Consider the following 13,184-nt stretch of genomic DNA (forward strand, 5'->3'; position numbering starts at 1 on the left):
GCATGTCCGCTTCACCACGCGGACGTGTCACATGCATGACCCCAGCAGCATCCTGTTCACCCTGTTCATCGTTTTTGTGGCGGCCCAGATCGGTGGCGAAATTGCCCAGCGGCTGAAATTGCCCGGCGTGGTGGGCGAGATCGCGGCCGGTTGTGCCGTCGGCCCCTCGCTGCTCGGCTGGATCACTCCGGCGCAGATACTCCCTGGCACGCCGCTGGACGTGCTGGCCGAGGTCGGCGTGATCCTGCTGCTGTTTGCCGTGGGCCTGGAGACGCGGCTGGAGGATCTGAAAAAGGTCGGCAAGATTGCATTCGCGGTGGGCGTCATCGGCGTCATCGTGCCGTTCGCGATGGGCAGCGTGTGGGCCCACGGCAACGGTTTCGACTGGGACCGTTCGCTGTTCGTGGCCGCCGCCTTCGTCGCCACCTCCGCCGGCATCACCGCCCGCGTGCTGCAGGAGCTGGGCGCGCTGCAACGGGTGGAAAGCAAGGTGATCCTGGGCGCCGCCGTGATCGATGACATCCTCGCCATGCTGCTGCTGGGCGTGGTGGTGTCGCTGCAGGGCGGCGGATCGTTCGACGCGCTGCACCTGCTGATGGTGCTGGCCGGCGCCGTAGGCTTCATCGTGGTGATCGGCTGGGGCGGCGCCCGCGTGATGCGCTGGAACTCGCGCTGGCTGGATACGCCCATGGGCCCGCATTCGCCCCTGATGATCGTGCTGGCGCTGTGCCTGGGGCTGGCCTGCCTGTCCACCGTGTTCGGCCTGGCGGCGATCATTGGCGCCTTCCTGGCCGGCATGATCGCCTCGGAAACCCGCCAGCAGCACACGCTGGAACAACAGGTGAAACCGCTGCTGGCGTTGCTCACGCCGTTCTTCTTCGTGGTCACTGGCAGCAAGATCGACCTGCATGAACTGGCCGACGGCGACACCCTGATGATGCTGGCCGTGGTCACCGGGATCGCGGTGATTTCCAAGTTGGTCGGCGGCTGGCTGGGTTCACTGCCGTTGGGTACGCGCAGCGCCACCATCATCGGCTTCGGCATGGTGCCGCGCGGCGAAGTGGGCATCGTGGTGGCCACCCTCGGTCTCGCCGCCGGCGTGTTCGACAACCGCATCTACGCGTTGATCGTGGCCATGTCGCTGCTCACCGCCATGGTCACCCCACCGATCCTGGCGTGGTTGCTGAAACGGTCGGAAGTCAGCGACGGCACACCTTCGTAAGCGTCACGCGTACGTGATACCAGGCACAAAAAAAGCCGGAATCCTTGGGGATTTCGGCTTTTTCTGGACTGCGTTGTTGCTTGTATTGGTGGAGGTGGCGGGAGTCGAACCCGCGTCCGAGGATGCTCAATGCCCAGATCTACATGCTTAGCTCACCGTTCGATCTCGTTTCGCGACAAGCACGGTGGGCAAAGCGCACCGCGAAACCAGCCTGATTGATCTAGCCTAGAACCGCCAGGCAGCAGCGTTCGGCGATCTCATGATAATGACCCTACACCGACGAGCATGAGCACAAGTGGGTTCGGGGCTTACGCCTTAAGCGGCGAGAGCGTAGTTGTCGTCGTTGGCAACTATGAGTTTGCTGCTGGATTTACGAGGAAAGCTGCCCCCTCGGCATGCACCAAGTCATCTCACTACCCCCGTCGAAGCCAGGACACCCCCGGGGAAACGATATGACCAGACAAGTATATGGGGTCGCCGCGCGCGGCATCAATGCAAATCGCAGGCGGTTGCCGGTGCCGTTCAGGACGCTGGTGCCCGGGGCGGGGATCGAACCCGCATCGCCTTGCGGCGGAGGGATTTTAAGTCCCTTGCGTCTACCAGTTTCGCCACCCGGGCGCGGATGTCGGGTCATGCCGGACGCATCGGCCGGCGGCGCGAATCGTAACATGCGCGGTCCGCGATCCATGGCACTCGAAGCGGCGGCCGCGGCAACAAAAAACCCGCCATCGGCGGGTTCAAGTGGGCGTGCAACGTGCTGCGCAATGGAGGCCAAGGTCGGAATCGAACCGGCGTACGCGGATTTGCAGTCCGCTGCATGACCACTCTGCCACCTGGCCGTTGCGCAATTGCTTCTTAAAAAACAAAACCCCGGTGAACCGAGGCTTTGCAAAACTGGAGCGGGAAACGAGACTCGAACTCGCGACCCCGACCTTGGCAAGGTCGTGCTCTACCAACTGAGCTATTCCCGCATCTGAGCCGCGAATGATAGCAGAACGAGGGCCGATGTGAAGCCACCTTTGTGCAACGTCGGCGCCGTGACACCGACTTCGCGCAAGGACGGAGCCCGAACGGCCGCGGACAGCGACGATCCCGCCGTGTGCGGCGCTTACAATGTGTGCTCCCCCCGTCGTGAGCGGCGAACCGTGATGAGTGTCCTGGATACCCTGCGTGCCACCGTGGGTGACGCACATGTACGCGAAGGCACCGACGCCGCTCCCTATCTGACCGACTGGCGCGAGCGCTACCGCGGCCACGCGCTAGCGGTGGTGAGCCCCGCCTCCACCGACGAAGTCGCCGCCGTGGTGCGAACCTGTGCGACCGCCGGCGTGCCGATCGTGCCGCAGGGCGGCAATACGGGGTTGTGCGGCGGTGCCACGCCGGACGATTCGGGCCGCGCCGTCGTGCTCTCGCTGCGGCGCATGAATCGCATCCGCGCCATCGACCCGTACAACGACACCATGGATGTGGAGGCCGGCTGCGTGCTGCAGTCGGTGCAGGACGCCGCGCGCGAGGCCGGCCGGCTGTTTCCGCTGAGCCTGGGCTCCGAGGGTAGCTGCACCATTGGCGGCAACCTGGCGACCAATGCCGGCGGAACCCAGGTGCTTCGCTACGGCACGATGCGCGAACTGGCCCTGGGGCTGGAGGTGGTCACGGCACGCGGCGATATCTGGCATGGCCTGCGCGGCTTGCGCAAGGACAACACCGGCTACGACCTGCGTGATCTGTTCATCGGCAGCGAGGGGACGCTAGGTGTCATCACCGCCGCGACGTTGCGGCTCTACCCGCTGCCCGTGGCGAGCTGCACGGCGTTGGTGGCGCTGTCTTCGATCGACGATGCCGTCGCGCTGCTGTCGCTCGCGCGGCGCGGTCTCGGCGCCTCGCTGACCGGCTTCGAGTTGATGGCCGGCGACTGCCTCGCTTCGGTCACGCGTACTTTCCCCGCCCAACGGCTGCCCTTCGAGGGCGATGCCGCGACGCTGCCCTGGTATGTGCTGCTGGAGCTTTCCGACAGCGAAAGCGAGGCGCATGCGCGGGAGCGGTTCGAGACCGTCCTGGGCGACGCCGTCGCCAACGACGGTGCCCGCGACGTGGTGATCGCCAGTTCGTTCGCCCAGAGCCGGGCCTTGTGGCATCTGCGCGAAAGCATTCCGCTGGCGGAAAAGGCGGCAGGCAAGGCGGTGAAACACGACATCTCGATTCCCGTGTCGCGCATGGCCGAATTCGTGCGCGACACGAACGAAGCCCTGCAACACATCTTTCCCGGCGTGCGCCATGTCATCTTCGGCCATCTGGGCGATGGCAACCTGCATTACAACGTCGCCCCTGGTGCCGGCTGGACCGATATCGCCTTGCTGGCACGGCAGGAGGCGATCTTCGACGTGGTGCACGCCCACATAGGCCGCGTTGGCGGATCGATCAGTGCAGAGCATGGCATCGGCCAGCTCCGACGCGACGCGCTCGCGCAATTCAAGGATCCGATCGAGCTCGCCTTGATGCACACGATCAAGCACGCGCTGGACCCGCACGGCACCATGAACCCCGGCAAGGTGCTGATCGCCGATTCGTGAACGCCACTGCGCAACGGCGGCTCGACGTTCGATCAGGGCGCTGGTGGCAGCCAGGGTCCAAGCACCTGCTCGGCCAGCGCGGGCCAGTTCCGGTTCGCCGCCGGATTGGCCGGGCTGGGGTGAAGCAGATAGCGCACATCCGCGTCCGCGCCGAGTACGGCGGTGGCGCGCTGCTGCGCATAGCGTCCGATGCCCACCACAACGGATGGCTTCAATACATGGACCACGGCTGCCAGCGCGCTGTCGCACAGCGCCATCAGGGCGTCGGCTTCTGCCTTGTCCAGCCGCTCCGGAATGAGGTTGCGTCCATCCTTGAGAAAAAGCAGCGGACAGTAGTTCCAGACGAAAAAGCGCTCGAAGAACGCCTCGGGCGTACCCACGCGCGCCTGCGCCCAACGCCAGACGCGCGAGCCGCTGCCCTCGTTGCGATGGCAGGCCATGCCGAGGATCGGATAGCGGGGATGCTGTGGCGGCAGCGGTTCGCGCAGTCGCGACGCGATGTGGAACCAATCACGTACCATCGCCACGTCACCGAACAGCACGCCTGTCTGCGCCATCCCCCACGGTCCCGGATTCATGCCCAGCAGCAACACGCGCCCGCGTACGGCGCCGTAGCGCTGAAGGTATTCGCGGTGCGCGCTCCACGCATACACGAGCGGGTTATAGACATGGCTGGGCGTGTTCCAGCGCAACTGGTCGATGTCCCGCGCGAATTTTCGGACGATCTTGATCAGGCCGGTGGTGGTCATCTGTGGGGTGGAACGCAGCGGATAACGTGGCAGTGTAACGCTGGGGTAGGCAGTCAGCCGCCCGATATGTGCCTTCGGCTACGCTGGCGGGTGACAACCCGCTGTCTGCGGGCAACGAGGATATGGACAGCATGTCCAGCTGCATTTTGCTTGACCGGGGGTTCTACCAGCGCGACCCGCGCGAGGTGGCGCCGGCTTTGTTGAACAAGGTATTGCTGCGCGACGACGGGCGCAGCGGCCGCATCGTCGAGGTGGAGGCTTATTGCGGCGCCAACGACGCGGCCGCGCATACCTACCGCGGCAAGAGTCGGCGCAATGCCAGCATGTTCGGGCCAGCTGGACATATGTATGTGTACTTCACCTACGGCATGCACTGGTGTTGCAACGCCGTTTGCGGGGAAGTGGATGAAGGCGTGGGCGTGCTGCTGCGGGCGTTGGCGCCATTGACCGGCCTGGAGCGGATGCGCGCGGCGCGTGCGGCCTGTCGGCGCGACCGGGATTTGTGTCGCGGGCCTGCCCGCCTGTGCAAGGCGTTCGACATCGACGGAAGCTGCGATGGCCTCGACCTCGTCGGCGGGCTCGGCAGCCTGACCATCGTCGATGACGGCACGCCGCCACCGGCCAAGCCGATCGAAACCTCACGCGTAGGGGTTTCCCAGGCCGCCGACGAGCCATGGCGCTGGTACGTCGCCGATGAGCCCCACGTCTCGCGTCGGTAGGTCGATGTCGCGCAGGCGCGCGTCATCGAGACCGGTGGCGGCGGGAGATTCGTGAAAGCTGCCTCGTCGTAGCCGTTCTCGCGAGCCGCGCAGGACCCAGCCAGACGTGTCGATCGCAGATACAGGGACCAGGGCAGCGCGGCGAACGCCGCTTTCACCGAGCCCAGATCCGGAAACGAAAAAGGGAGCTTTCGCTCCCTTTTCGAGGAATCCGCGAGGGGCCCATCGGCCCGGCGGATCGAATTCTGGAGCGGGAAACGAGACTCGAACTCGCGACCCCGACCTTGGCAAGGTCGTGCTCTACCAACTGAGCTATTCCCGCATTGGAGCCGCGCATTCTAATACGTGAATCCGGAGCGTCAAGCGTTTTTGCTTTTTGCCGCTGATTGCGTGTCGGCGCTGAGGATCGGCCACGCCGCGCGCAGGTAATGCAGGCCCGACCAGATCGTGAGCACGCCGGCGATCACCAGCAGCGCTTCGCCGATGTGGTACAGCCGCAACGCCTCGGCGGCTTTCTCGTGCTGCACGATCAGCACCACCAGCGCCACCATCTGCATGACGGTCTTCAGCTTGCCGATGAAAGCCACCTTGACCGTGGCGCGCATGCCGATTTCAGCCATCCATTCGCGCAACGCCGACACGCTGATTTCCCGCCCCACGATCACCGCCGCGGTCACCGCCATCAGGATCCCGGGCCAGCCGCCGCGGTGCGATTCCACCAGCAGGAACAGCGTCACCGCCACCATCAACTTGTCCGCCACCGGGTCCAGGAACGCGCCGAAGGCGGAGGTGAGGTTCATGCGCCGCGCGAGGTAGCCATCCAGCCAGTCGGTGAACGCGGCCAGCAGGAAAACAACCGCCGCGGTGGCATTGTGGCCGGGGAACGGCAGGTAGAACACGACGACCATGACCGGCAGCAGTGCAACACGGAACAAGGTCAGCCAGGTCGGCAGATTGATGCGCATGATTCGATCCAGTGATTTGTCACAGTGTCTCACGCACGCGCGCAGTCGGTGAGTGAAAACTGCTGCGGTGTTCAGCCGTGCAACATGGCGTAGATGCGTTCGGCCAGCCCGCGATCGATGCCCTTCACCTGCATCAGCTCCTCGACACCGGCGGCTTCCACGCCCTGCATGCCGCCGAAGGTCTTCAGCAACGCCGAGCGGCGGCGCGCGCCGATGCCCGGCACGTCCTCCAGCACGCTGCGCTCGCGTGCCTTCTCGCGCCGCTTGCGGTGGCCGCTGATGGCGAACCGGTGGGCTTCGTCGCGTACTGCCGCCACCAGATGCAGCGCGGGCGATGAGGAACCGGGATGCAGTTCGCCGCCGAGGGTGCGATCGTCGCGCGCCAGCACCAGGGTTTCCTCGCCGGCGCGCCGGCCCGGCCCCTTAGCCACGCCGACCACCACGATGCCGCTGACGCCCAGGTCGTCCAGCACATCCAGCGCCTGCGCCACCTGGCCGGCGCCGCCATCGATCAACAGGATGTCCGGCCGCGCGCCCTCGCCTTCGGCCAGCTTGCGGAAGCGTCGGGTGAGCGCCTGGTGCATCGCCGCGTAGTCGTCGCCGGGCGTGATGCCGGCGATATTGAAGCGGCGGTAGTGGGATTTTTCCGGGCCCTCGGGGCCGAACACCACGCACGAGGCCACGGTGGCCTCGCCCATGGTGTGGCTGATGTCGAAGCATTCGATGCGCCGCGGCGGCTCGTCCAGGCCCAGCACCTTCTGCAGGTCGTCGAAGCGCGTACCCAGCGTCTGCCGACTGGCCAGACGACCCGTCAGCGAGGCCTGCGCGTTGCGCTGGGCCATCTGCAGGAAGCGCGCCCGTTCGCCGCGCACGCTGGCCTTCAATTCCACCGGATGGCCCGAGTGCTGCGCCAGCATGTCGCCCAGGATCTGCTGGTCGGCCAGGTCTTCACCCAGCACCAGTTCGCGCGGTACCGGCCGGTCGAGGTAGTACTGCGCGATGAACTGGGTGAGCACGTCGGCGGGTTCGGCATCCAGCGGCAGGCGCGGGAAGAAATCGCGCGTACCCAGGCTGATGCCGTTGCGGAAAAACAGCACGCTGACGCAGGCCATGCCCGCCTCGATGCAGCAAGCGAGCACATCCATGTCGGCGCTGGCGCCCTGCACGTGGTGCTGCGCCTGCAACTGGCGCAAGGTGGCCACCTGGTCGCGCAGTTTGGCCGCGCGCTCGAAGTTCAAGGCCTTGCTGGCCTGCTCCATCGCCTCGGCCAGCTCGTCGATCACGGCGCTGCTGCGGCCTTCCAGAAACATCTCGGCATGCCGCACGTCCTGCGCGTAATCGGCCACGCTGATCAGGCCGACACAGGGCGCGCTGCAGCGACCGATCTGGTACAGCAGGCAGGGCCGCGAACGGTTGCGGAAATAGCTGTCCTCGCACTGGCGCACCTTGAACAGCTTCTGCATCAGGCTGAGGCTTTCGCGCACCGCCCAGGTGCTGGGATACGGCCCGAAATAGCGTCCCGGCAGGTTGCGTGCGCCGCGGTGGAACGCCAGCCGCGGGTAGTCCTCACCGCTGGAGAGGTAGATGTACGGGTAGCTTTTGTCGTCGCGCAGCAGGATGTTGTAGCGCGGCTTCAGCGACTTGATCAGCTGCGATTCCAGCAGCAGCGCCTCGCCCTCGGTGCGGGTGACGGTGATCTGCACGCGCGCGATCTGCGCCACCATCGCGGCGATGCGCGGCTCCATCCGCGGCTTCAGGAAATAGCTACCCACCCGCTTCTTGAGGTTGCTGGCCTTGCCGACATAGAGCAACTCGTCCGCCGCGTTGAAGTAACGATAGACGCCAGGCGAGCCGGTAAGCGTGTGGACAAAGGCCTTGCCGTCGAAGGCCGGCGACGATGGTGACTGCATGTGCTGATTCTAGCCGTTTTGGCCAGGTACGCCGCGCCGCGGCAACGTGCGGTTCAGCGCTGACGCAGGCGCTCGATCAACCCGGCAACGCCGCGCTCGGCCAGATCCACGCACTGCCGAAAGCCCTCGGCTTCGCCGTAATAAGGGTCGGGGAAATCCTGTACCGACGTCACCCCGGCCCACGGCAGGAACAACGCGGCCTGCCCTGCGGCGCCGGGTCGTGCCAGGCGATTCAGTTCGAGCAGGTTGTCGCTGTCCATCGCCAGCAACCAGTCATGGCGATCGAAATCCGCCGACTGCAGTTGCCGTGCGCGATGGTTTTCGAGATCGAACCCCGCCGCGCGGGCCGCCGCACGCATGCGCGGGTCCGCGCCGTTGCCGGCATGCCAGCCGCCAGTACCACAGGATGCCAGCGCCACCGACAACCCGGCTTCGGCGCAGCGCTTGCGGGCCACGCCTTCCACCAGCGGCGAACGGCAGATGTTGCCGAGGCAGACGAACAGGATGCGCGGCGTGCTCATGCCTGGCTCCGCAACCAGGCTTCGGCACGCAGCAGGTCCGCCTCGGTATCGATGCCGGGCGGGAACGGTTCGGGCGACAGACGCACCGCGATGGCGTGGCCGTGTTCCAGCACGCGCAGTTGCTCCAGCGACTCGGCCTGCTCCAGCGGCGTACGCGAGAGCCGGGTGTACTGGCGCAGAAAGCCGGCCCGGTAGGCGTAGATGCCGATATGGCGCAGGAATGGCGTATGGGCGGGCAAGGCGTCACGACTTGCCGCGAATGCATCGCGCGCCCACGGCAAGGGCGCGCGGCTGAAGTACAGCGCACGGCCATTGGCGCCGCGCACCAGTTTCACCACGTTCGGGTCGAACAGCTCGTGTGCGTCCTCGATCGGCGCAGCCAGCGTCGCCATCGGCGCGTCGTCCTCGGCCAGCGCACGCGCCACCTCGCGGATGCCGGCCGCCGGCGCGAACGGCTCGTCACCCTGCAGGTTCACCACGATGGCATCGTCGGGCCAGCCGTAATGCGCCACGCATTCGGCCAGGCGGTCGCTGCCCGAGGCGTGGTCGGCGCGGGTCATGCACACTTCCACACCCTGCCCGGCCAACGCCTCGGCAATGCGCGTGTCGTCCACCGCCACCACCACCTGCGTGGCGCCGGCCTGCAACGCCCGCTGCGCCACGCGCGCCACCATCGGCACGCCGTCGATCGGCCGCAACGGTTTGGCCGACAGGCGGGTGGAACCGTAGCGCGCGGGGATGGCGACGATGAAGGAGGGATCAGGCATGGCGACCTCGGCAAGCAAGGCGCCAAGCCTACCTTGCCGCCCTGCAACAAGGTAGGAGCGCACCCTGTGCGCGATGCTCTTGCTGTTGCGAATTGCGAATCCCGCAAAAGCCATCGCGCACAGGGTGCGCTCCTACACGGATGCGATGGCGAAGCCGCAGGCGTTGGCCAATTCCCGGTAGCCGGGGAACGAGGTGGCGACATGGCTGCAATCGCGCACGTGCACCGGTGCGGTGGCGACCAGGCCGGCCACGGTGAAGCTCATGGCGATGCGGTGATCCATGTGGGTTTGCACTTCGCCGCCACCCAGCGCGCCGCCGTCGATGATCGCGCCGTCGGGCGTTTCCTCGATGCGTGCACCCAGCGCGCGCAGGCCGGTGGCCATGCTGGCGAGGCGGTCGGATTCCTTCACCCGCAGCTCGGCGGCGCCGCGCACCACCGTGCGACCGTTGGCCACCGCGGCAGCGATGAACAGGATCGGGAACTCGTCGATCATGTCCGGCACCAGCGCCTCGGGCAGTTCGATGCCGTGCAGCGGTGCGTGACGCACCAGCAGATCACCCACCGGCTCGCCGCCGCTTTCGCGGGGGTTTTCGATCTGGATATCCGCACCCATCAACCGCAGCGCCTGAAGCAAACCGGTGCGTCGGGGGTTGAGGCCCACCGCTGGCAGGCGCAGTTCGGAACCGGGCACGATGCTGGCCGCCACCAGGAAGAACGCCGCCGAGGAAAAGTCCGCCGGTACGTCGACATCGGTGGCATGCAGCGCGTGGCCGCCGTCGAGCTTCGCGCTGCCCGGCGAGAAGGTAATCGGCCAGCCGAACGCCGCCAGCATCCGCTCGGTGTAGTCGCGGGTGGGATGTGGCTCGATGATCTCGGTGCTGCCTGCAGCGTACAAGCCGGCAAGCAGCAAAGCCGATTTCACCTGGGCGCTGGCCACCGGCAACGCGTAGCGAATGCCATGCAATGGCTGCGCGCCATGGATATGCAGCGGCGGCAAACCTTCCTGCGTATCGATGCGCGCACCCATCTGGCCCAGCGGATCGGTGACCCGCCGCATCGGACGCTTCGACAGCGAGGCATCGCCGATCAAGGTGCTGTCGAACGCCTGCCCCGCCAGCAAACCCGCCAGCAAGCGCATGCCGGTGCCGGCGTTGCCGCAATCGAGCGGTTCCGCCGCGGCGCGCAAACCGTGCAGGCCCACGCCGTGCACCAGACGCTCGCCCCCGGCGGGCGTTTCGATCTTCACCCCGAGTTGCGACAGGACCGCCGCCGTGGCGCGGGTGTCCTCACCTTCGAGAAAACCGCGGATGCGCGACGTGCCATCGGCCAGCGCAGACAGCATCAGCGAACGATGGGATATCGACTTGTCACCGGGAATACGCACGCTGCCGTGCAATGGCTGGCCCTGGCCGCTGACCCAGTCAAATGAATTCACTCCACCCTCTCCTGCGTTCAAGGCAATGCCACCGGGTAGGAACCAAGCACGCGCACGGTGCCGGCGTTGCCATCGATCTCCTTCACCGCTGCCTGCACGCCCTCGTCGGAAATGTGGCCGGAGATGTCGATGAAGAAGGCGTACTGCCATTTGCCGGTGTGAGCCGGTCGCGACTCGATGCGGTTCATGCTGACCTTGTGCCTGGCCAGCGGGCTGAGCACGTCGTAAAGCGCGCCGGGTTTGTCGTTGACGGTGACCAGCAGCGAGGTGCGGTCGTTGCCCGACGGCGGGAACAGCGAGCGGCCGATGACCAGGAAACGGGTGGTGTTGTCGGCGCGATCCTCGATCGCCTCGGCCACGGTTTTAAGGCCGTACACACGCCCGGCGGTTTCGCCGGCGATGGCGGCCACGTCGTCGGCGTGGCGCGCCAGCCGTGCGGCCTCGGCATTGCTGCTGACGGCGATGCATTCCGCGGTGGGCAGGTTCAGCCGCAGCCAGCTCTTGCACTGTTGCAGCGACTGCGCATGGGCATAGACGCGCTTGACGTCCTCCAGCCGGCCGTTCTGCGAATGCAGGCACTGGTGCACGCGCAGCTCCACCTCGCCGCAGATGATCGCCTCGGAGGTGAGGAACAGATCCAGCGTTATCTGGATCATGCCCTGCCCGGAATTCTCCACCGGTACCACGCCGAAATCGGCATTGCCGGCGGCGACTTCCTGGAACACTTCCTCGATGCTGCCCAGCGGCAGGCTGTAGGCGGCGTGGCCGAAATGCTTGCGCACGGCCTGTTCGCTGAAGGTGCCCTCGGGGCCGAGGTAGCCGATCTTCAGGGGGTCTTCCTGCGCCAGGCAGGAGGACATGATTTCGCGGAACAACCGTACCATTTCGGTATCGGGCAGCGGGCCGTCGTTACGGTCGACCACCATGCGCAGCACGTGCGCCTCGCGCTCGGGGCGGTAATAGTCGATCGCGGAAAGCCCGGCGCCCTTCACCTGTGCCACTTCCTGCGCGCGGCGCGCACGCTCGGAAATCAGCTCCTGGATCTGGCGGTCGATGCTGTCGATGCGCTCGCGCATGTCACTCAGCGAGATCTTGGGGTCGCTCATGGTTCAGCCGCCTGGATGGAAAGAAGTCCAAATGATGAACGGGCATCTTGCCTGAAGAGCCCGTCCCCGGCCATTACCCGTGGCGCTTGGCAAAGTCCTGCATGAAGTCGGTCAGCGCCTCGACCGCTTCGAACGGCACCGCGTTGTACAGCGACGCGCGCATGCCACCGAGCGCCTTGTGGCCCTTCAGCGCGATCAGCCCGGCCGCTTCGGATTCCTGCAGGAAAGCGGCGTCGAGCGCGCTGTCGTGCAGGGTGAAAGGCACGTTCATGCGCGAACGCGCGGCCACGTCGACGGGGTTGCGGTAATAACCGCCCGAGCCATCGATGGCCTGGTACAAGGTCTCGGCCTTGGCGCGATTGCGCTCGGCCATGGCTGCCAGGCCGCCCTGCTCCTTCAGCCACTGCAGGGTCAGGCCGGTGATGTACCAGCCCCAGGTGTTGGGCGTGTTGAGCATCGAACCGGCGGCGGCGTGTTCGGCGTAGCGAAGAATCCGCGCCATCGGGCGCGTGGCCCGCTGCAGCAGGTCGCGCCGCACCACCATCACCACGAAGCCGGCCGGGCCGATGTTCTTCTGCGCGCCGGCGTAGATCAGTCCGAACCGCGAAACGTCGATGGGCTCGGACAGGATGTTGGAGGACATGTCCGCCACCAGCGGCACGTCGCCCACGTCGGGGACGTCGTGATACTCCACGCCGTGGATCGTTTCGTTGGAGGTGTAGTGCACGTAGGCGGCATTCGGATCGAGCTGCCACTCCGCGCGCGGCGGCATGCGCAGGTAGCTTTGCGCCTTGCTGCTGGCGGCCACGTTCACCCGCACGTATGGCGCCGCTTCACTGGCGGCCTTTTCGCCCCAGTGACCGGTGATCAGGTAATCGGCACTGCCGTCAGGGGCCGCCAGGTTCATCGGAATCTGGGCGAAATGCTGGGTGGCGCCGCCCTGCAGGAACAGCACCGCGTAATCATCCGGAATGGCCATCAGCTGGCGCAGGTCGGTTTCAGTCTGCGCAGCCAGTTCGCCAAAGCGCTTGCCGCGGTGGGATTGCTCCATCACCGATGCGCCGCTGCCGTTCCAGTCCAGCATGTCACGCTGCGCACGTTCGAGCACGGCCAGCGGCAACGCCGCCGGACCAGCGCTGAAATTCCAGATTCTGCTCACTGCGATGGCTCCCTAGGTAGGTCAAGTATTATGGCGCAGCGCAACAACCGCCGGTCAAG

Annotated in this window: 11 protein-coding genes, 4 tRNA genes and 1 other RNA gene; 3 read left to right on the forward strand and 13 right to left on the reverse strand. The window is 66.2% G+C overall.

The genetic code is table 11. The annotated features are described in order from the left end of the window. Positions 1 to 31: 31 nt before the first annotated feature. The gene (locus ASD68_RS05915) at positions 32 to 1,222 is read left to right on the forward strand and encodes a cation:proton antiporter (protein WP_056079989.1); all 1,191 of its coding nucleotides are present in this window, start codon (positions 32 to 34) and stop codon (positions 1,220 to 1,222) included. Between the two features lie 86 nt (positions 1,223 to 1,308). Here the strand turns inward: ASD68_RS05915 and ssrA are convergent. From ssrA to ASD68_RS05930, 4 genes are all read right to left on the reverse strand, one after another. After that, positions 1,309 to 1,663, reverse strand: a transfer-messenger RNA (tmRNA) gene (ssrA, locus tag ASD68_RS16560). Positions 1,664 to 1,753: 90 nt separating this feature from the next. After that, positions 1,754 to 1,840: transfer RNA gene (locus ASD68_RS05920), tRNA-Leu, on the reverse strand. 147 nt (positions 1,841 to 1,987) lie between these two features. Next, positions 1,988 to 2,061 (reverse strand) — tRNA-Cys (locus ASD68_RS05925). 56 nt (positions 2,062 to 2,117) lie between these two features. Then, positions 2,118 to 2,193, reverse strand: a tRNA-Gly gene (locus tag ASD68_RS05930). A 177-nt stretch (positions 2,194 to 2,370) separates the two neighbouring features. On the opposite strand from ASD68_RS05930, the gene ASD68_RS05935 reads away from it, so the two are divergent. Beyond that, positions 2,371 to 3,792, forward strand: a complete 1,422-nt coding sequence (locus ASD68_RS05935) for an FAD-binding oxidoreductase (protein WP_056604492.1) — start codon at positions 2,371 to 2,373, stop codon at positions 3,790 to 3,792. A 32-nt stretch (positions 3,793 to 3,824) separates the two neighbouring features. Here ASD68_RS05935 and ASD68_RS05940 read toward each other — a convergent pair whose 3' ends face one another. Then, a complete protein-coding gene (locus ASD68_RS05940) occupies positions 3,825 to 4,541 on the reverse strand; it encodes a uracil-DNA glycosylase family protein (protein WP_056604495.1) in 717 nt (238 codons plus the stop codon). 131 nt (positions 4,542 to 4,672) lie between these two features. Here ASD68_RS05940 and ASD68_RS05945 point away from each other — a divergent pair, with 131 nt between their 5' ends. After that, positions 4,673 to 5,260 (forward strand): DNA-3-methyladenine glycosylase, encoded by a 588-nt coding sequence (locus ASD68_RS05945; RefSeq protein WP_200945330.1) that lies wholly within the window; start codon positions 4,673 to 4,675, stop codon positions 5,258 to 5,260. Between the two features lie 246 nt (positions 5,261 to 5,506). Here the strand turns inward: ASD68_RS05945 and ASD68_RS05950 are convergent. The 8 genes from ASD68_RS05950 to serC all read right to left on the reverse strand — a co-directional run bounded on the left by ASD68_RS05950 (position 5,507) and on the right by serC (position 13,125). Beyond that, positions 5,507 to 5,582: transfer RNA gene (locus ASD68_RS05950), tRNA-Gly, on the reverse strand. 37 nt (positions 5,583 to 5,619) lie between these two features. Beyond that, positions 5,620 to 6,225 (reverse strand): CDP-diacylglycerol--glycerol-3-phosphate 3-phosphatidyltransferase, encoded by a 606-nt coding sequence (pgsA, locus tag ASD68_RS05955; RefSeq protein ID WP_056080002.1) that lies wholly within the window; start codon positions 6,223 to 6,225, stop codon positions 5,620 to 5,622. A gap of 71 nt (positions 6,226 to 6,296) precedes the next feature. After that, a complete protein-coding gene (gene uvrC / locus ASD68_RS05960) occupies positions 6,297 to 8,135 on the reverse strand; it encodes an excinuclease ABC subunit UvrC (RefSeq protein ID WP_056604497.1) in 1,839 nt (612 codons plus the stop codon). 53 nt (positions 8,136 to 8,188) lie between these two features. Continuing rightward, on the reverse strand, positions 8,189 to 8,656 hold the full coding sequence (locus ASD68_RS05965; protein ID WP_056604499.1) for a low molecular weight protein-tyrosine-phosphatase: 468 nt from the start codon (positions 8,654 to 8,656) through the stop codon (positions 8,189 to 8,191). Next, entirely contained in the window at positions 8,653 to 9,423 is a 771-nt protein-coding gene (gene kdsB / locus ASD68_RS05970) for a 3-deoxy-manno-octulosonate cytidylyltransferase (protein ID WP_056604501.1), read from the reverse strand. The genes ASD68_RS05965 and kdsB overlap by 4 nt, the downstream gene beginning before the upstream one ends. Positions 9,424 to 9,555: 132 nt before the next feature. Beyond that, complete coding sequence (aroA, locus tag ASD68_RS05975; RefSeq protein WP_056604502.1) at positions 9,556 to 10,860, reverse strand: 3-phosphoshikimate 1-carboxyvinyltransferase; 1,305 nt, start codon at positions 10,858 to 10,860, stop codon at positions 9,556 to 9,558. Positions 10,861 to 10,877: 17 nt separating this feature from the next. Continuing rightward, a complete protein-coding gene (gene pheA / locus ASD68_RS05980; RefSeq protein WP_007081875.1) occupies positions 10,878 to 11,966 on the reverse strand; it encodes a prephenate dehydratase in 1,089 nt (362 codons plus the stop codon). Positions 11,967 to 12,039: 73 nt separating this feature from the next. Next, positions 12,040 to 13,125 carry a 3-phosphoserine/phosphohydroxythreonine transaminase gene (serC, locus tag ASD68_RS05985; RefSeq protein ID WP_056604504.1) on the reverse strand — a complete coding sequence of 362 codons (1,086 nt, stop codon included), beginning with the start codon at positions 13,123 to 13,125 and terminating at the stop codon, positions 12,040 to 12,042. Positions 13,126 to 13,184 lie beyond the last annotated feature (59 nt).

The organism is Rhodanobacter sp. Root627, from assembly GCF_001427835.1.
Classification (GTDB): Bacteria; Pseudomonadota; Gammaproteobacteria; order Xanthomonadales; family Rhodanobacteraceae; genus Rhodanobacter; species Rhodanobacter ginsenosidimutans.

Bases quoted from the DNA above. Each gene is read 5' to 3' on its own strand.
- ASD68_RS05915 (WP_056079989.1), top strand. From the start codon at position 32: ATGCATGACCCCAGCAGCATCCTGTTCACCCTGTTCATCGTTTTTGTG.
- pgsA (WP_056080002.1), bottom strand. From the start codon at position 6,225: ATGCGCATCAATCTGCCGACCTGGCTGACCTTGTTCCGTGTTGCACTG.
- ASD68_RS05945 (WP_200945330.1), top strand. From the start codon at position 4,673: ATGTCCAGCTGCATTTTGCTTGACCGGGGGTTCTACCAGCGCGACCCG.
- uvrC (WP_056604497.1), bottom strand. From the start codon at position 8,135: ATGCAGTCACCATCGTCGCCGGCCTTCGACGGCAAGGCCTTTGTCCAC.
- ASD68_RS05935 (WP_056604492.1), top strand. From the start codon at position 2,371: ATGAGTGTCCTGGATACCCTGCGTGCCACCGTGGGTGACGCACATGTA.
- ASD68_RS05940 (WP_056604495.1), bottom strand. From the start codon at position 4,541: ATGACCACCACCGGCCTGATCAAGATCGTCCGAAAATTCGCGCGGGAC.
- ASD68_RS05965 (WP_056604499.1), bottom strand. From the start codon at position 8,656: ATGAGCACGCCGCGCATCCTGTTCGTCTGCCTCGGCAACATCTGCCGT.
- kdsB (WP_056604501.1), bottom strand. From the start codon at position 9,423: ATGCCTGATCCCTCCTTCATCGTCGCCATCCCCGCGCGCTACGGTTCC.
- pheA (WP_007081875.1), bottom strand. From the start codon at position 11,966: ATGAGCGACCCCAAGATCTCGCTGAGTGACATGCGCGAGCGCATCGAC.